This window comes from Ensifer sp. ENS07, assembly GCF_014852185.1.
Taxonomy (GTDB): domain Bacteria; phylum Pseudomonadota; class Alphaproteobacteria; order Rhizobiales; family Rhizobiaceae; genus Ensifer; species Ensifer adhaerens.
On sequence record NZ_JACVBE010000001.1, the window covers coordinates 486,230 to 502,688 of the forward strand.

Annotated in this window: 21 protein-coding genes; 7 read left to right on the forward strand and 14 right to left on the reverse strand. The window is 63.7% G+C overall.

Annotated features, from left to right (window positions below; all coding sequences use genetic code 11):
* Positions 1-99: 99 nt before the first annotated feature.
* Positions 100-1,281, reverse strand: a complete 1,182-nt coding sequence (locus IB277_RS02320) for an MFS transporter (protein ID WP_090294706.1) — start codon at positions 1,279-1,281, stop codon at positions 100-102.
* A 139-nt stretch (positions 1,282-1,420) separates the two neighbouring features.
* Here IB277_RS02320 and IB277_RS02325 point away from each other — a divergent pair, with 139 nt between their 5' ends.
* Positions 1,421-2,314 carry a LysR family transcriptional regulator gene (locus IB277_RS02325; RefSeq protein ID WP_090294705.1) on the forward strand — a complete coding sequence of 298 codons (894 nt, stop codon included), beginning with the start codon at positions 1,421-1,423 and terminating at the stop codon, positions 2,312-2,314.
* A 21-nt stretch (positions 2,315-2,335) separates the two neighbouring features.
* Here the strand turns inward: IB277_RS02325 and tam are convergent, their stop codons facing one another.
* From tam to IB277_RS02355, 6 genes are all read right to left on the reverse strand, one after another.
* Positions 2,336-3,109 carry a trans-aconitate 2-methyltransferase gene (gene tam / locus IB277_RS02330; RefSeq protein WP_090294703.1) on the reverse strand — a complete coding sequence of 258 codons (774 nt, stop codon included), beginning with the start codon at positions 3,107-3,109 and terminating at the stop codon, positions 2,336-2,338.
* Between the two features lie 12 nt (positions 3,110-3,121).
* Positions 3,122-3,784, reverse strand: a complete 663-nt coding sequence (locus tag IB277_RS02335; protein ID WP_034789254.1) for a haloacid dehalogenase type II — start codon at positions 3,782-3,784, stop codon at positions 3,122-3,124.
* A 190-nt stretch (positions 3,785-3,974) separates the two neighbouring features.
* Positions 3,975-4,535, reverse strand: a complete 561-nt coding sequence (locus IB277_RS02340; RefSeq protein WP_034789256.1) for a phosphatase — start codon at positions 4,533-4,535, stop codon at positions 3,975-3,977.
* A 106-nt stretch (positions 4,536-4,641) separates the two neighbouring features.
* Complete coding sequence (locus tag IB277_RS02345; protein WP_034789257.1) at positions 4,642-5,325, reverse strand: YoaK family protein; 684 nt, start codon at positions 5,323-5,325, stop codon at positions 4,642-4,644.
* Between the two features lie 108 nt (positions 5,326-5,433).
* Positions 5,434-6,474: a zinc-dependent alcohol dehydrogenase family protein gene (locus tag IB277_RS02350; RefSeq protein WP_034789258.1), complete on the reverse strand. Its 1,041-nt coding sequence runs from the start codon at positions 6,472-6,474 to the stop codon at positions 5,434-5,436.
* Positions 6,471-7,004: a GNAT family N-acetyltransferase gene (locus IB277_RS02355; protein WP_060584261.1), complete on the reverse strand. Its 534-nt coding sequence runs from the start codon at positions 7,002-7,004 to the stop codon at positions 6,471-6,473. The genes IB277_RS02350 and IB277_RS02355 overlap by 4 nt, the downstream gene beginning before the upstream one ends.
* 152 nt (positions 7,005-7,156) lie before the next feature.
* On the opposite strand from IB277_RS02355, the gene IB277_RS02360 reads away from it, so the two are divergent.
* The gene (locus tag IB277_RS02360; protein WP_034789259.1) at positions 7,157-8,038 is read left to right on the forward strand and encodes a branched-chain amino acid aminotransferase; all 882 of its coding nucleotides are present in this window, start codon (positions 7,157-7,159) and stop codon (positions 8,036-8,038) included.
* 70 nt (positions 8,039-8,108) lie between these two features.
* Here IB277_RS02360 and IB277_RS02365 read toward each other — a convergent pair whose 3' ends face one another.
* The 3 genes from IB277_RS02365 to IB277_RS02375 form a co-directional block, all read right to left on the reverse strand.
* The gene (locus tag IB277_RS02365; protein WP_090294702.1) at positions 8,109-8,624 is read right to left on the reverse strand and encodes a hypothetical protein; all 516 of its coding nucleotides are present in this window, start codon (positions 8,622-8,624) and stop codon (positions 8,109-8,111) included.
* Between the two features lie 184 nt (positions 8,625-8,808).
* Positions 8,809-9,396: a TetR/AcrR family transcriptional regulator gene (locus tag IB277_RS02370; RefSeq protein ID WP_060516242.1), complete on the reverse strand. Its 588-nt coding sequence runs from the start codon at positions 9,394-9,396 to the stop codon at positions 8,809-8,811.
* A gap of 112 nt (positions 9,397-9,508) precedes the next feature.
* Complete coding sequence (locus IB277_RS02375; RefSeq protein WP_090294812.1) at positions 9,509-9,847, reverse strand: hypothetical protein; 339 nt, start codon at positions 9,845-9,847, stop codon at positions 9,509-9,511.
* Between the two features lie 218 nt (positions 9,848-10,065).
* Between IB277_RS02375 and IB277_RS02380 the strand changes: the two genes are divergently transcribed.
* Complete coding sequence (locus tag IB277_RS02380) at positions 10,066-10,668, forward strand: superoxide dismutase (protein WP_060516240.1); 603 nt, start codon at positions 10,066-10,068, stop codon at positions 10,666-10,668.
* Between the two features lie 84 nt (positions 10,669-10,752).
* On the opposite strand, the gene IB277_RS02385 is transcribed toward IB277_RS02380, so the two are convergent.
* The gene (locus IB277_RS02385; protein ID WP_060516239.1) at positions 10,753-11,436 is read right to left on the reverse strand and encodes a YafY family protein; all 684 of its coding nucleotides are present in this window, start codon (positions 11,434-11,436) and stop codon (positions 10,753-10,755) included.
* Positions 11,437-11,566: 130 nt separating this feature from the next.
* Here IB277_RS02385 and IB277_RS02390 point away from each other — a divergent pair, with 130 nt between their 5' ends.
* From IB277_RS02390 to IB277_RS02405, 4 genes are all read left to right on the forward strand, one after another.
* Positions 11,567-12,202 carry a LysE family translocator gene (locus IB277_RS02390; RefSeq protein ID WP_060604012.1) on the forward strand — a complete coding sequence of 212 codons (636 nt, stop codon included), beginning with the start codon at positions 11,567-11,569 and terminating at the stop codon, positions 12,200-12,202.
* A 230-nt stretch (positions 12,203-12,432) separates the two neighbouring features.
* Complete coding sequence (locus IB277_RS02395) at positions 12,433-12,879, forward strand: cytochrome c (RefSeq protein WP_034789273.1); 447 nt, start codon at positions 12,433-12,435, stop codon at positions 12,877-12,879.
* Positions 12,880-12,985: 106 nt separating this feature from the next.
* The gene (locus IB277_RS02400) at positions 12,986-13,900 is read left to right on the forward strand and encodes a cytochrome c (RefSeq protein WP_060584274.1); all 915 of its coding nucleotides are present in this window, start codon (positions 12,986-12,988) and stop codon (positions 13,898-13,900) included.
* A gap of 58 nt (positions 13,901-13,958) precedes the next feature.
* On the forward strand, positions 13,959-14,633 hold the full coding sequence (locus IB277_RS02405; RefSeq protein ID WP_034789276.1) for a nitroreductase family protein: 675 nt from the start codon (positions 13,959-13,961) through the stop codon (positions 14,631-14,633).
* A gap of 51 nt (positions 14,634-14,684) precedes the next feature.
* Here IB277_RS02405 and IB277_RS02410 read toward each other — a convergent pair whose 3' ends face one another.
* The 3 genes from IB277_RS02410 to IB277_RS02420 form a co-directional block, all read right to left on the reverse strand.
* A complete protein-coding gene (locus IB277_RS02410) occupies positions 14,685-15,272 on the reverse strand; it encodes a DJ-1/PfpI family protein (RefSeq protein WP_034789277.1) in 588 nt (195 codons plus the stop codon).
* A 10-nt stretch (positions 15,273-15,282) separates the two neighbouring features.
* Positions 15,283-15,786 (reverse strand): GNAT family N-acetyltransferase, encoded by a 504-nt coding sequence (locus IB277_RS02415; RefSeq protein ID WP_060584276.1) that lies wholly within the window; start codon positions 15,784-15,786, stop codon positions 15,283-15,285.
* A gap of 214 nt (positions 15,787-16,000) precedes the next feature.
* The gene (locus IB277_RS02420; protein ID WP_034789279.1) at positions 16,001-16,414 is read right to left on the reverse strand and encodes a helix-turn-helix domain-containing protein; all 414 of its coding nucleotides are present in this window, start codon (positions 16,412-16,414) and stop codon (positions 16,001-16,003) included.
* Positions 16,415-16,459 lie beyond the last annotated feature (45 nt).

Consider the following 16,459-nt stretch of genomic DNA (forward strand, 5'->3'; position numbering starts at 1 on the left):
GTAACTCCTTGTACTGGGCATGTTATGCTTGATAAGCGCCCGGCCACCTGGCCGGGCGAAAAAGGAATGAGGCTATAGGTGGTCCTCGCAGACGGCGGTTCAAGCCGTTTGGTAGGCCGCCCCGGTGCGACGATCAAGGGCGCCGCTCAGGAGCGTGAGCAGCAGGGCTGCGGCGACGAGCAGGGCACCGATCACGGGCGTCATGCCAAGGCCGAGCGGCGAGGCGACGATGACGCCACCGAGCCAGGCGCCGACGGCGATGCCGAGGTTGAAGGCCGCGATGTTGAGCGCCGAGGCGACATCAACGGCGCCCGGACGATGTTGCTTGGCAAGCTGCACGACATAGAGCTGCAAGCCCGGCACATTGGCGAAGGACAGGAAGCCGAGGGCCGCAAGCGTGACCAGCGTCAGCACCGGCGAGGGGGCCGTGAAGGTGAAGAGCACGAGCACCGCCGCCTGCGCCAGGAACAGGCCGATCAGCGCCTTGACCGGGTCGCGGTTGGCGATCTTGCCGCCGGCAATGTTGCCGATGGCAATCGCGATGCCGTAGAGCACCAGGATCAGGCTGACGGCGCTTTCCGAAAAGCCGGTGATGTCCTGCAGGATCGGCGCCAGGAAGGTGAAGGCGACGAAGGTGCCGCCGTAGCCGAGCGCGGTCATGGCAAAGACGATCAGCAGGCGGCCGGAGCCGAGCACGCGCACCTGGTCGATGAGCTTTGCCGGCGGCGCCTTGGACAGCGTGTTCGGCAACAGGGCTGCGATCGCGACAAGAGCGACGACGCCGAGACCGGTGACGGCCCAGAAGGTGGCGCGCCAGCCGAAGGTCTGGCCGATCCAGGTGCCGAGCGGCACACCGGTGACGATCGCGACGGTCAGGCCCATGAACATCATGGCAATGGCCGAGGCGCGGCGGTCTTCCGGTACGAGGTCGGCGGCAATGGTCGAGCCGACCGAGAAGAACACGCCATGGGCAAAGGCAGAAATGACGCGGGCGAAGAGCAGCGGTTCATAGCTCGGCGACAATGCTGCGGCGGCATTGCCGACGATGAACAGCGCCATCAGGCCGATCAGCAGCGGTTTGCGCTCGATCCGGCCGGTGAGCGCGGTGAGAACTGGCGCGCCGAAGGTGACGCCGAGCGCGTAGACGCTGACGATCAGGCCGGCGAGCGGCAGGGTGACATTGAGGTCGGTGGCTACCGTCGGCAGGAGGCCGACGATCACGAATTCCGTTGTTCCGATCGCATAGGCCGCGATCGTCAGCGCAAGTATGGCAATAGGCACGACGAGACCTTTCCCACCCGGCTGGGAGCACCGGGCGTATGGTTGTTGTTGAAGTCGGGTGGAATATGAGCCTTTGCACTCATCACGATAATACGCATAATCAGACAAACGTTTGTGAATTGAGTTCAAAGGGAAGCGCATGGACAACCGAGCCGGTGAGATGGAGGTTTTTGTCGCCGTGTCGGAGACCCGCAGCTTCTCCGCTGCGGCGCGGCGCCTGAAACTGTCGCCGTCGGCCGTCAGCAAGCTGGTGACCCGCATCGAGGACCGGCTTGGCACGCGCCTGCTCGTGCGCTCGACCCGGACCTTGCAGCTGACCCCGGAAGGCGAAGTCTATTTCCAGCGGGCGCAACGGATCCTCGGAGATATCGCCGAGACCGAGCATGTCGTTGCCGCCGGCGGACGCATGGCGCCGCGTGGGCTCTTGCGGGTGAACGCCGCCGTCGGCTTCGGCGAGCGCTACATCATGCCACTCGCGCCGGAGTTCCTGGCGCGATACCCGGAGGTCCAGCTCGACCTGACGCTGACCGACAGCATGATCGATGTCGTCGGCGAACGCACGGACGTGGCGATCCGCACCGGACCGCTGCGTGATTCATCCCTGAAGGCGCGCAAGCTGATGGAAACCCGGCCGGTGGTGATCGCCTCGCCCGCCTATCTTGAAAAGTATGGGATCCCGCAAACCCCTGACGATCTCGACGGCCACAACTGCGTTCGCTTCAACTTCCGCCGCAGCGTCGACGAGTGGGCGTTTCGCGGGCCGGGCCAGTCTCAGATCGCGCACCGAACCGTCTCCGGCAATATGCAGGTATCGAGCGGTTCGATCGTCCGCCAGCTTTGCCTTGCCAGCGTCGGCATCGGGCGCATCGGTCGTTTCCATGTCGAGCCGGATTTCGAGGCTGGAACGCTGGTGCCGCTGCTCGAGGACTATCAGTCGGGCGAGATCGAGACGGTCTACGCCGTCTATGCCGGCCACGAGCATCTCGCTGCCCGTATCCGCGCCTTTATCGATTTTCTGGCAGAGCGCATGTAAGCGCCCGGCGGGCAGACGAACTCAGCCCGCCTTGACCGCCACGATGAAGAACCTCGGAAAACGCAAGAGTACCTTGCCGTCGCTCGTTGCCGGATAGGCCGTGCGTATCCTGTCCGTGTAATCGGCGAGAAAGGCGCTCCGCCGGTACTCGGTCAAGGCATCGAGATAAGGTCTGAGGCCGGTCCCCTTCACCCACTCGACGATCGCTTCGGCATTGGCGAGGCGATGATAGTAGATCGTATGCCAGACCTCGATGCGCGCTGCCCACGGAACCAGGCATTCGACATAGGTTGCCGGCGGCGGCATCGGGTTGCGGCGGATGGTCTTGCCGGCAAAGGCTTCAGCGAAAGCCGGGCTGCGCGCGGTCTCTTCCATCAGGAGGTGGCTCGGCTCTCCGAGGTTGTCCGGCATCTGCACCGCGAGCGTACCGCCGGAGGCAAGCGCCTTCATCAGCCTTTCGAAGATAGTGAGATGGTTCGGAAGCCACTGGAAGACGGCGTTGCCGTAAAACAGCGAGGCGCCGGCGGGAGGAACCCAGGCCGCAAGATCCGCCTTTTCGAAGGATACCCCGGGCAGCCGTTTGGCGGCGGCAAGGAGCATGTTCTCGTCGCTGTCGAGGCCGGAAAGCGTGGTCCAGGGAAACCGGTCGCGGATGAGCTCGGTCGAGTTCCCCGGGCCGCAGCCGAGGTCGAAGGCGAGGCCTTCTGGCAGGTCAGGCACTTGGGCGAGAAGGTCTCTGGCTGGTCGGGTGCGTTCGTCTTCGAACTTGAGATACTGCGCGGGCGACCAGACCATCAAAGAACTCCTTCAGATACCGAATTGCAGGCTTTCGAGAGAGGGCAGGATCAAGGCAGGCCCATGATCGCGGTATTCGTCCGGCATGTCTGCCCGATTGATCCACACGGTGCGGAAGCCGAATTTCGTCGCCCCGGCAATGTCCCAGCGGTTCGACGACTGGAACGAGACTGCGTGCGGGTAGAGCCGGTAGCTGGTGGTAACGAGATCGTAGACGGCGGGCGCCGTCTTGAACGCCTTCACCGCGTCGACCGAAAAGACGTCGTCGATGACGATATCGAGTGCGGCGTTGCGCACGGCCGACGCGAGCATGGCCGGCGAACCGTTGGAGAGGATGGCGATCCGCGCCCCGCGCTCCTTGAGACCTTTCAGAACGGCCGGCACTTCCGGATAGCAGTCGAGCGTCCAGTAGGCGTCCAGCAACCGCTTGCGCAGCTTCGGGTCGGCGGAGGGAAAGCGCGCGAAGGCAAAGTCGAGCGCCTGTTCGGTCAGCTTCCAGAAATCCTGGTAGCTGCCCATCAGCGAGCGCACCCAGGAATATTCGAGCTGCTTGGCGCGCCAGAGTTCGGAAAAAGCCTGTCCGTCCGGACCGATCTCCTCAGCGTGGCGCCTGACCGCCGCATGCACGTCGAAGAGCGTGCCGTAGGCGTCAAACACATAGGCCGCGTGGGACATCGTTTCCTCCCGTCAGTTGTCTTCGGTGCTGGCTGACATGGCGAACATGCCACGTCAAAGCCTATCCGAAAACAAAGGCTTACAGCATCACGCCCGATCGGACAGCCCGCTGTCACCGTTCTTTACGCGGATCATGTCAAATATTTGTGCGTCGCACAACGGCTGGCCGCTCAAAGGCAGGTATCCTGCCTTAGCCCTTGGCCGGTTTCCAGACTTTTGCCGGGAAGCGTAGCGCCTGCTTGGCGAGCTTGCCCTTGAACCCGAGCGCCGTGTCGCACAGGTTGACCACATGCCGGTTCGGCTTGGCTTCCGGGCGAAGCGCATGCAGGGCCGCGGCTGCCTCTTCCGGCGGCATGTAGCGTGCCAGAATGCCCAGCGTCAGCGCCGTCGCGCGGCCAATGCCCCGCAGGCAATGGACGAGCAGATGCGCGTCCTCGGGCAAGCGGTCGATGAAAGCGAAGGCGGCGTCGATCGCCTGCGGACGCGCCGCATCCGGTTCGTCCGGATCGGTGGTGTCGCCGAAAAAGAGTTCCAGGTGATTTTCCGGCGGCAGCTCGATCATCGACAAAAGCCGGCTGCCGGGTGCGCGCACGGAGATGAGATGCGTCGGCGCCCAAAGCGCACGATTGTGCCGCGCCTCGGTCTGCGAGCTGACGATGACACGGATCGGCCAGCCGGCCGGATGCGCCGGATTGGCGTTGAGGATGGGATGGTAAAGTTCATCCGCAGTAACGGCTGCCGCAAGCGCCATGGCAGGACCTCGCTCGTGATTCTTCAGCGCGGATTTTGCCCTGAAACCCGTCCGGGCTTAAGGGCAAAATCTTGGGGGGAGGCGAAAAGCTGTGGCCGGAGCGGGATCAGCCCGGATGGATGTAGCGCTTCGACCAGCGCGACGGCACCAGAATGGTGGCCAGCGTGAGCCCGGCGCTAAGCGCGAAGGAAGCCCAAAGAGACGCCGGGCCGAAATGGCGCTGCAGGACGGCGCCGGCGACAGCGCCAGAGAACATGCCAAGCCAGGGCACGATCTGCATGAGCCATTGGCGGTTGGTGTTGCCGAGCAGCCAGCGGCCGAGGCCGCGCCCGAAACGGGAAAGGGCACCCGTCACGTAGGTGAGCCCGATCGGCAGGCCCTCGATGTGCTCGACGGCGGCATTGACCAGGCCCATGGCAAGCACGATGCCGTAGAAATAGAAGGGCTTTGGCATCGAGGTTCCGAAGCCGGCGCAGAGCATTAGCACCAAACTGACCATCGAGAGGACGCCGACGACGCCGAGGCGTGCGGCCGCAATCACGCCGAGCGCGTTGCCGATGATGAACGCTCCAAGCGCGCCGACGAGCAGCAGGGCGCCGGTGAAGTCGCCGTCGCCGAGCGCGATCGCCGCCCGCGTCGTGTTGCCGCTCATGAAGGAGACGAAGTCACCGATGCTCAAGAGCCCGATCGCGTCGGTCATCCCGGCGAGAAACGAGATCGTCGCGGCGACGGCCAGCGCCGTGCCGGTGCGCTGCCGCTTGATCAGTCTTCGTCGTCTCGCAATGGTCATCTGCCTTGCCCCCGATTGGGGACAAGGCTAGCGCATGCGGATGGTGAGTCGGAATGGGCGGTCATCATATTGCCTGCCGGCTGCGGCGTTCACGGCTTGCCGTAGCCGTCAGAAGCGGGTGATGACGCTGATACCGAGATCGGTGGCGCGGTCCATGGCGACGAGGGCAGGGATCGCCTCTTCAAGAGAAATTTCCCGGCCGATCAGTTGCTGCGGCTTCAGCTTGCCGTCGGCGATCATCGCCAGCATGGCGTCGTAGCGCCAGGCCTGCATGCCGTGGCTGCCATAAATTTCGAGTTCGTGGCCGATCACCTGCGCCATCGGGATCTGTGGCGTCGCCTGGTCGCCGAGCATCAGGCCAACCTGGACGTGGCGGCCGCGCCGGCGCAAGTTCTTGATCGAGTTGAAGCAGGTCACGGGATTGCCGAGCGCGTCGATCGAGACATGGGCGCCACCGCCGGTGATATCCTTCACCGCCGCTGCCACGTCCTGCACGTCACGGCCATTGATGACAGCGACCGCGCCGAGTTTTTTGGCGAAGGCGAGCTTGTCTTCGGCGATGTCGATCGCAATCGGCTGGGCGCCGAGGGCCGCCGCGATCATGATTGCCGAGAGGCCGACGCCGCCGCAGCCATGCACCGCCACCCACTCGCCGCCCTTGACCTTGGCCTGGTCGGCGATGGCGCGGAACGACGTTGCGAAGCGGCAGCCGAGGCTCGCAGCCGTGGTGAAGTCCATGCTTTCAGGCAGATGCACGAGGTTCTGGTCGGCAAAGTCGAGCGCGACATATTCGGCAAACGAGCCCCAATGGGTAAAGCCCGGCTGGAACTGCGCCTCGCAGACCTGCTGGTTTCCCGAGCGGCACTCGCCGCAACGGCCGCATCCGGAAACGAAGGGCACGGTCACCCGATCGCCGACCTTGTAGCGCATGACGCCGCGGCCGGTGGCGGTCACCACGCCCGCCAGCTCGTGGCCGGGCACATGCGGCAGGCGGATATCGGCGTCATGGCCCATCCAGCCGTGCCAGTCGGACCGGCAAAGCCCTGTCGCCTCGACCTTGATGACCACGCCGTTCTCCGTCGGTGTCGGATCGGGAAGGGTACGGATTTCCGGCATCTTCTCGAAGGCGTCGTAATACATGGCTTTCATCGGGTCGCTCCTTGCAATGTCTCAATGGGTGGGGCGCGGCCGTCGATGTGGCGCGCCATCAGAAATTCGTCGACCTCCCGGTCGCCGTCGAGCATGCCGCCGGGAACGTGCCCGATCTTGTAGAAACCCGCACGTTCATAAAAGCGGATCGCCGTCGGATTGTCGGCACGCACCACGAGTTCGAGCAGTCGGATGCCGGCCGAGCGCGCATGATCGGTCAGTTGCGCAAGCAGCTGTCGCGCCACGCCGGACCCGCGGGCCTCGTCGCACACATAGACCATGATGATCGTGCCCCGATGCGCCAGCCGGCTCGCACGCTCGCGCATCAGGCCCATGATGCCGACCGGCTCATCGCTGTCGAAGGCCACGAATACGGCGTTGGCGGTCAGCCGCGCGCGCCATTCCTCAGCCGAAAGGCGCTCCCAGTCGGCCGCTGTCGAGGCGAAGGCCTGCGGCTCGCGGTTGAGCGCTTCCAGCCTGATGCGGCGGAAGATGTCCACGTCGTCAGCGTCGAGATGCTTGATGCGCACGGCTTTCCCTTTTCTTTGGCGAAGAGACTAAGCGAGAGGCCTTCGCGGTACCAGAACGGCCGACATGACATTTTTTGATAGACCCATTCACCCCGATGCTGTTTTTTCGGGGTATGCGGAAAGACTAGAATAAAAACCTCAAGGAGACGCAGATGGCCGTCGATACATCCCCCCGCTCAGTGACCTGGACCTATGTCGATGGTGAATGGCTCTCGGGCAATCCGCCGCTGATCGGCCCGACCTCGCATGCGATGTGGCTGGGCTCGACGGTGTTCGACGGCGCCCGCGTTTTCGACGGCGTCGCTCCCGACCTCGACCTGCATTGCCAGCGCGTCAACCGCTCGGCCGCCGCGCTTGGCCTGAAGCCGACGATGGCGGCGGAAGAGATCGAGGCGCTGACCTGGGAAGGCGCCAAGAAGTTCGACGGCAAGACGGCGCTTTATGTGAAGCCGATGTACTGGGCCGAGCACGGCGCGGCCGGTGTCGTCGCCATCGACCCGGAATCGACCCGTTTTGCGCTCTGCCTGTTCGAGGCGCCGATGGGCAACGGCCACGGCGGCTCGTCGCTGACGCTGTCGCCCTTCCGCCGTCCGACACTGGAATCGATGCCGACCGACGCCAAGGCCGGCTGCCTCTATCCCAACAACGCGCGCATCCTGACCGAGGCCCGTTCGCGCGGCTTCGACAATGCGCTGGTGCGCGACATGCTCGGCAACATCGCCGAGACCGGTTCTTCCAACGTCTTCCTGGTCAAGGACGGTGTCGTCTTTACGCCGGCCGCCAACCGCACCTTCCTTGCCGGCATCACCCGCTTCCGCGTCATGACGCTGCTGCGCGAAGCCGGTTTCGAAGTGGTCGAGGCGACGCTGACGATGGCGGACTTCGAAGCGGCCGACGAGATCTTCACGTCCGGCAACTACTCCAAGGTGCTGCCTGTGACGCGTCTCGAAAGCCGCGACCTGCAGGCCGGCCCGGTCGCCGCCAAGGCGCGCGATCTTTATATGGACTGGGCGCACGCGGCCCGCGACGTCTGAACCGCGCGCAAAACCCCGGCGCACGGTCGTACCCGCTGCGCCGGGGCAAGATGGCCCTCGGTTCAGGCACTCAGCGCGAGCGGCGCGCGCGCGCACCGACCACGGCGCGCCTGTGGATCAGGTAGGCCTGGACGGAGAGGCCTGCGAGGAAGATCACCAGCCAGGCAAGCAGCGTCGTCTGCACGATCGGCGATTCCGGGCCGCTGGCAAGTGGCTGCGAGGCGGGCAGGCGCTTCAACGTCTCGGCGATCGCCGGCACGATCAGCAGGAAATAGCTGAACGAAAGGCCAAGCGTTGCCAGGTAGGGGCGCAGGCGGCCGAAAAATTCGAGCCTTTGTGCTGCAAGGCTCCCACCGATGACGAGCAGCGTGACGATCCCGAGCGCATGGCCCGCGTTGAAGCCGCCGGTGCTCGAAAGCCCCGCGGACGTCAGCACCGCCAGGATGATCGCGGCGAGGTAAAGCTTGCCGGAGCGCGTGCCGGGAACAATCGCACCATACCGGGCAAAGCCATAGAGGCCCGCCACGACGGGGGCGAGGCTGATGACGGTATGGATGATGCCGAGTGTGGAAAGCGGATTTGCCATGATTTTCCTCCTTCATTCAACCGACTAGTTGGTCGGGATGTGTTCGAAAAAGAAACGCGATGATTTCACCTGCCATCGCGTCCGTTCGGTTTGATTTCTAGTGCTCGCAAATGTGGCCCGCCGTTCCCACGGGAACAACTGTCTTTTTCGACCGGTGTCGCTTCGAAGGGTCGGAGCTTCGGGGTCAGGCATCGCTTGGCGCCTGAAGTTGTGCCAAGGCGGGCCGTGCGATCGCCGAAAACGTGGCTTGATCCGAGCCGGCGACGCGGGCCGCGAGCATTGCGCCGTGGACCGTCGCCATGAGCGCCTCGGCGGCCGCCTTGGGGCCGTGAGCGGTCCTCAGGGATCCCTTCGCTACGCCATCCTCGATCACGGCTCCGAGCCAGCCGGAAAGGTCGGCAAAATGACCGCGCACTTGCGCGACGACAATATCGGGAAGCGAAGGTATTTCCGAGGCCAGAAGGGCGCCGATACAGAAGGGCATGTCCCGTTTGGCGATACATTCTTCCCAGAAGCCGACATAGGCCTCGAGCCGGGCCGCCGGATCGCCGACAGCTGCTAGCAGTCCTTCAACGCTGCGGCGATTGTTCTTGCGGTAGCGGGCAAGCACGGCTGCGGCCAGGTCCGCCTTGGTCGGGAAGTGATGGTGGATCGTCGCCTTGCCGATGCCGACCACGGCCGAGATGTCCGCGTAGCTGAACGCGCTGTAGCCCCGCGACACCATCAGGCGTTCGGTTGCGTCCAGGATTCGTTCGGAAGTATCGCTCACCATGAGCAAGATCTATCAACCGGTCGGTCGAAGCTCAAGTGAGGAGCAGTCCACATATGCAGTGACCGGGGCCGACGTGGACGGCAACTGGACGGCTTGCGCCGGGTCGCGCGCGCTATTTCTTCTTTGCCGGCACGCCCACCTTGACCGCGTCGGGTGCAAGCTCACCACCGAGCTCGACCGTCTTCTTCTGCTTGTCGAAGACGCAGATCTGCGTGACGGCGACCTTGGAGCCCTTGGGCGTGCCGATCACCAGCGCCAGCCCGAAGCTCTGCGAGCCGAAGGGGTCGACGACGACGCTGGGTTTTTGCAGCGAGGTGGCGGCGGCGAGGCACTTCTTCGAAACCTCTGCCCGGAATGTCTCCCACGCGTCGCCGGAAGAGGCTGCTGCACTGGACGCAGCAAAAGCGGCGATGGCGGAAAGGGCGAGGGCAGGGATGAGACGCTGCGGCATGGACTGTCCTTTATGCATGGTTGCAACGGTCGCGAAGCTGCAGCCAAACCGTGGCATGAATGTGCTTGAAAGTGTCATGCTTTCAAAATGATGTTGAAAGTATATTCCGTGGGTTGAGGAAAAATTGGCATTGCATCGGTTGCCTCCATGAGGGTCGGTGCCTATGTTCCCGTTCACGGATTTCCCGACGAAATTCCATGCCAAGAGGAGATGCCCACATGGCTTTCGAATTGCCGAACCTTCCCTATGACTACGATGCGCTGGCGCCCTACATGTCGCGCGAGACGCTCGAGTACCACCACGACAAGCACCACCTGGCTTACGTGACCAACGGCAACAAGCTTGCTGAAGAGGCCGGCCTCTCCGACCTGTCGCTGGAGGAAGTCGTCAAGAAGTCCTACGGCACCAACCAGCCGCTGTTCAACAATGCCGGCCAGCACTACAACCACATCCATTTCTGGAAGTGGATGAAGAAGGGCGGCGGCGGCACCAGCCTGCCGGCCAAGCTCGACGCGGCCATCAAGTCCGACCTCGGCGGCTACGACAAGTTCCGCGCCGATTTCATCGCCGCCGGCACCGGCCAGTTCGGCTCGGGCTGGGCCTGGCTCTCGGTCAAGAACGGCAAGCTCGAAATCTCCAAGACCCCGAACGGCGAAAATCCGCTCGTTCACGGCGCCTCGCCGATCCTCGGTGTCGATGTCTGGGAACACTCCTACTATATCGACTACCGCAACGCCCGTCCGAAGTACCTCGAAGCCTTCGTCGACAGCCTGATCAACTGGGATTACGTGCTCGAAATGTACGAAGCGGCTTCCAAGTAAGCTGCCCGTCTTCGATGCATGACGTTTGGACCCGGCGCTTGCGCCGGGTCTTTTCGTTTGTGCTGGGTACCGATGAGGCCAGGCTCAGGTGGTCTTCCAGCCGCTGATCCAGAGTTCCCTGAGGCGGTTTCCCTCGCCTGGAAAATAGGCGCCGACCGCCTCGCAGTGCTCGACACGGTCGGCGCGAAAATTGCGGATCGCCTGGCGCAACTCGCACCAGCCGACGATGTTGGCAGTTTCCGAATAGTAGATCAGCGCCACCGGCCGGATCGTGCGTTCTGTGGCGCGGCCGAGTTCGTCGCGATAGTCGAGTTCGAGCTTCTGCTCGTCGCGGATCGCCCGGCGTACCAGAGCGAGATCGATGCCGGCGGGCGAGGGGGCGATCGTTCCCCAGGCGTGCAGCGCCCGCGAACGAAAGGCCAGTCTCAGCGGCTCGGGCACGGCTGCAGTGATTTTCTGGTTGACGCGGCCGGCGGCTGCCTTCAGTTCCTCGTCGCCGGTTCGTGCCAGCAGCGCCAGAGCCAAGGCGATCGCTTCCGTTTCCTCGATCGAAAACATCAGCGGCGGCAGGTCGAAGCCGGGCCTAAGAATATAGCCGATGCCGCGGCCGCCTTCGATCGGCACGCGCATCGCCTGGAGTGCCGCGATATCGCGGTAGATCGAGCGCACCGTCACCTCCAGCGTCTCGGCCATTTGCGCGCCGGTCACGGGCTTTCTCGCAAGCCGGAGGATCTGGATGATCTCGAAAAGCCGTGCCGCCTTGCGCATCGAAAACCTCCCCCGTCGTCAACGCTCCTGACACTACCTTGTCAGTTGACCGGATTTATACCATCAGCCAACGGATTGAAAAAACAGCAATTCGTTTGAGAAGTGAAAACCCGGACGACGGACAACTGACATGACCTACACGGAAAACCTCTGGCTCTTCTTCACCCTTCTGTTCGGCATCATCATCGTGCCGGGTATGGACATGGTCTTCGTCCTGGCGAACTCGCTGACGGGAGGGCGGGCCTCCGGTCTGTCGGCGACGGCCGGCATCATGGCGGGCGGCGTGCTGCACACGCTCTATGCGGCACTCGGCGTCAGCGTCATCCTGCATCTGGTGCCCGGCCTCTTCAACGTGCTGCTCGTCGCGGGTGCTGCCTATATCGCCTGGATCGGCTTTTCCCTGGTCAAAAGCTCGATCACCATCGGCGGCATCGACGGCGCGGACCGGCTGTCGCGCTGGGCGAGTTTTCGCCAGGGCGCGCTGACGAGCCTGATGAACCCGAAGGCCTATCTCTTCATGCTGGCGGTCTATCCCCAGTTCCTCAAGCCGCAGTTCGGGCCGATCTGGTCGCAGGCCCTGGTCATGGCCGCGATGATTGCGGCGACGCAGCTCGCTGTCTATGGCGGCCTTGCCCTTGCCGCCGGCCGCGGCCGGGATTTTCTGGTCGGCAGCCCCGAGACGACCGTGTGGATCGGCCGGGCCGCCGGGGCGGTGCTCGTTCTGGTCGCGGCTTTCACGGTGTGGCAGGGCTGGTCGGCACAGTGAAGCTGTCCCGGTTTCTCTAAAGTATAAACATGAATTTTAAAGTCATGTTATTGGCGGGCCTGTTGAAATCCCGGAATTACGCCGGCCGACGGAAATTCCCTTGTCCTAACAAGCACATCAAAAAAATGTTACTTCCGTCGAATACTCAAGATGACATCATGCGGCCGCATTGGGCATGAAGGCCAGGCAGGCAGATTCGCCGAATAGATTTCATTGACCGGGAGATCCTGATGAAAATACGCGCACTCATGTTGGCTGCCGCTCTTGCGGGCCTGGGTGTTACTGCCGTGACTGCAGCCGACGAGCCGCAGGTGGTTCGCCAGCAGGCGATGAAGAAGGTGGGCGCTGCGACTGGCGCGCTTGCCGGCATCGCCAAGGGCGAGAAGCCCTATGACGCGGAGGTCGTGAAGGCATCGCTGACGACGATCAGCGAGACGATGAAGACCTTCCCGGACCATTTCCCGGCCGGCTCGGAAGCGGGCCACGAGACCGAGGCGAGCCCGAAGATCTGGGAAAACCTGGATGACTTCAAGGCCAAGGCCGCCAAGCTCGGCACCGATGCCGAGGCGGTTCTGGCGCAGCTGCCGGCTGACCAGGCGGCCGTTGGCGCGGCCCTCGGGGGCATCGGCAAGGACTGCGGCAGCTGTCATGAGAGCTACCGCCTGAAGAAGAATTGACCGGCGGCAACGTCCTATCCGGCTGAAAGAGGAGGCACGCGACGTCCCGCCGCGTGCCTTCACTCGTATTGAGCACACTGTTTGCGGCAGGGCATGAGGGGAGACTATGGGTCGTCGGGCGAGAAAGCTGATATCGGGTCTTGTGGTGCTGGGCGTCGTCGGCGGTGCCGCCTTCTGGTGGCTGACGAAGCCGGCACCCTGGAGCGCCTCCCATTGGGAGGGCCTCGGAGAACCGGATCTTGCCAAGGGCGAACAGGTCTTCTGGGCCGGCGGCTGCGTCAGCTGTCATGCCAACAAGGGCGCCGAAGGTGACGCGCGTCTGGTGCTTTCGGGTGGCGCGCCGCTGAAGAGCCCCTTCGGCACCTTCCACGCGCCGAACATCTCTCCGGACGAAACGGCCGGAATCGGCGCCTGGACGCTCGCCGAGTTCGGCAACGCCATGACCCGCGGCGTCGGGCGCAACGGCGAGCATCTCTATCCGTCGTTCCCCTACGGCTCCTATGCGCGCATGGCGGCCAAGGACGTCAACGACCTCTGGGGCTTCATGAAGACGCTGCCGAAGAGCACCGAGGTAGCGCCGCCGCACGAATTGCCATTCCCTTACAACATGCGGATAGCCTTGGGTGGCTGGAAGCTGCTGTTCCTGACCGACAAGCCACGCACCGCGGTGGACGCCAACGACCCGAAGCTCGCCCGCGGGCAATATCTCGTCGAGGGGCTTGGCCACTGCGGCGAATGCCACACGCCGAGAAACGCGCTCGGAGGCTTCGAGCCGGATCAGTGGCTCGCAGGCGCGCCGAACCCGGAAGGCGAGGGCCGTATTCCCGATATCACGCCCGGCTCCAAGAGCATCGGCAGCTGGAGCGCCTCTGATATCGCCTCCTATCTGGAAACCGGCTTCACGCCGGAGTTCGATTCCGTCGGCGGTTCCATGGTGGAAGTGCAGAAGAACATGGCAAAACTGACGCCGGCCGACCGTGAGGCGATCGCCGCCTACCTGAAGGCGGTACCGGCGCTCTAACGCTTGATCTTCGTAGCAAGGCGCGCTCAACTCGGCTTCATAACGAGGAGGAGACTGGATGCGCCCACACGAAACCGCGCCCTACGACCAGTGGATCGAACGCAGCCCCGAGGAGATGGTGGCCCGCGCTGCGGACTTCTATGAAGAGGTCAACCGCCGCCGCACCACGCGTTACTTCAGCGATCGTCCGGTGCCGCGTGAGGTCATCGAAACCTGTCTGAAGGCGGCGGGCACGGCGCCGAGCGGCGCCAACCATCAGCCCTGGCATTTCACCGTGATCGAGAGCCCCCGGATCAAGGCCGAGGTGCGCCACGCGGCGGAAGAGGAGGAGCGTATCTTCTATCGGGACAAGGCGCCGCAGGAGTGGCTCGACGCGCTGGCGCCGCTCGGCACCGACGAAGACAAGCCCTTCCTTGAGACTGCTCCCTACCTGATCGTCGTCTTCTCGCAGAAGCGCGGTGGTCCCAATCCGGGCGATCTGAAAAAGAACTACTACATCAACGAAAGCGTCGGCATTGCTACCGGCATCCTGATCACGGCGCTGCATCATGCGGGCGTTGCGACACTGACCCATACGCCGGCGCCGATGAACTTCCTCAACGAGATTTGTGGTCGGCCGGACAGTGAAAAGCCGTTCCTGATTCTGGTGGCCGGCTATCCAGCCCCGGATGCGACCGTGCCGGTGGCCGGCAAGGTGAAGAAGCCGCTCGATCAGATCTCGAACTGGCTCTAGGCCTGTTGCCAAAAGTGGAGAGGCCGCTTTCTGCACCGAAATGGAAGGCGCTTACCCGATGCTGCCGCTGTCGTCGGGCCGATGCTCCCGCCCGTAGAGTGCAAGAAATCCGTCGAGCTCCGGTGAGCCGAGACCGAGGCCATGCAGGATCTCGCCGGAAAAGCTGATCGGCGCGGTGCCGGCGGCGGTGACCACGTGGCCGCTGCGCATCGCCTGCGGCTGATCGCGATAGTGCGAAGCACCATGATAGCCGGTCAGCGCCGCAAGGCTTTCGGCGCTGTTGCCGGTGTGGTCGACGCGGTCGAGAAGGCCGCATGTCGCAAGGGCATGGACGCCGCCGCAAATGGCTGCGACCACCCGCTTGTTGCGATCGAAGGCACGGATCGTCGAGGAGAGATCGGGCGCCTCGTTCGTGTCCCAGATTGCGCCGCCGCAGATCACCAGCCCGTCGAAGCCGGCCGGGTCGAGGGCATCGACGGAGAGATGCGCCGAGACGTCGAGGCCGCCCATCGAGGTGACACGCGCGCCGTCGACGGTGGCAACCTCGATATCGACGCCGAGATGGGTGCGCGCCGCCGCCATCAACAGCGCACATTCCCAATCGGCGAAGCCTTCGCACAGGACGATTGCAAGACGCATCGGCAGCTCTTTAGCCCAGCTTCTGCATATAGCGCATGCCGGTCACCGGGCGAGGGACGAAGCGTTCGGATTCGTAGAAATGGTGTGCCTGGAAGTTGCCCGTGGCGGCGCTGACCGAAAGGAAGTCGCAGCCGGCCATCTTCGCCTGCTCACGCGCCTTGGCGACCAGGTGGCGGCCAATGCCGGTGCCGCGGCTTTCCGGGCGAACGAAGAGGTGATGCAGCTCCATGCCGCGTGCGCCTTCGGCGGCCCGGTAGATCGGCACGAGGATCGCGTAGCCGATCAGCCGGTTGCCGGCCTCGGCGACGAGCGCCGTAATCCACGGCGTACGGCCGAAAAGGTCACGCTCCAGCTGTTCGGGCGTGATCGGGGCGGCGTCGCCGTGATGGGCCGAAAGTTCGGTGATCATGTCGCGCAGTTCCGGCAGGTCGCGCTGCTTGGCGCAACGGATCGTCACCATCGGCGGGCGCGTCGCCGGTGTCGCATGAAGGGTGGGGATGGCGGTCTGTAGCATGTCTGGGCTCCTCGGGTTTTCTCGCCATCAGGAGCCGGAAAAACAAAAGCCGCCTGATGGCGGCCTTGTTGAATATGATCAGCAGGCCGCTCCTATCGGAACAGCCAAAAATACACGCGGCAAATGGGTGCGTTCTTGATCATGGGCGCTAGATTGTTTGTTTTCGTGATTTTGTCAACGGGGATTTTTCAAGGCGACTAATTAAGCTGCCGCCTCAGTGCTCGCTCTCGCACATGGAATGGTCGGCGAGCGCCCGGATCACATAGCAGTCGCCGACGGTGTGATTGCCGTCGCAGGCGACGATGCGTTCCAGTTCCTGCTCCAGCTTCCTCAATCGCGCGATCTTCTCGCGCACCGTTGCCAGGTGCTCGCTGGCGATGCGGTCGGCTTCGCCGCAAGGTCGCTCCGGATGCTGGCTGAGGGCGAGCAGGTCCTTGATCGAATCGATCGACAAGCCGAGGTCGCGTGCATGGCGGATAAAGGCCAGTCGCTCAAGTTCGCCTTTCTCGTACCGCCGCTGATTGCCTTCGGAGCGCTCGGGCGCTGCGATCAGTCCCATCTGCTCGTAGTAGCGGATCGTCGGGATTTTGACGCCGGTGCGCCGGGAGAGATCGCCGATGGAATACATGCTCGCCTCAAACCTATAGCTTCTGGAGCAATAGATAGTTGGGCG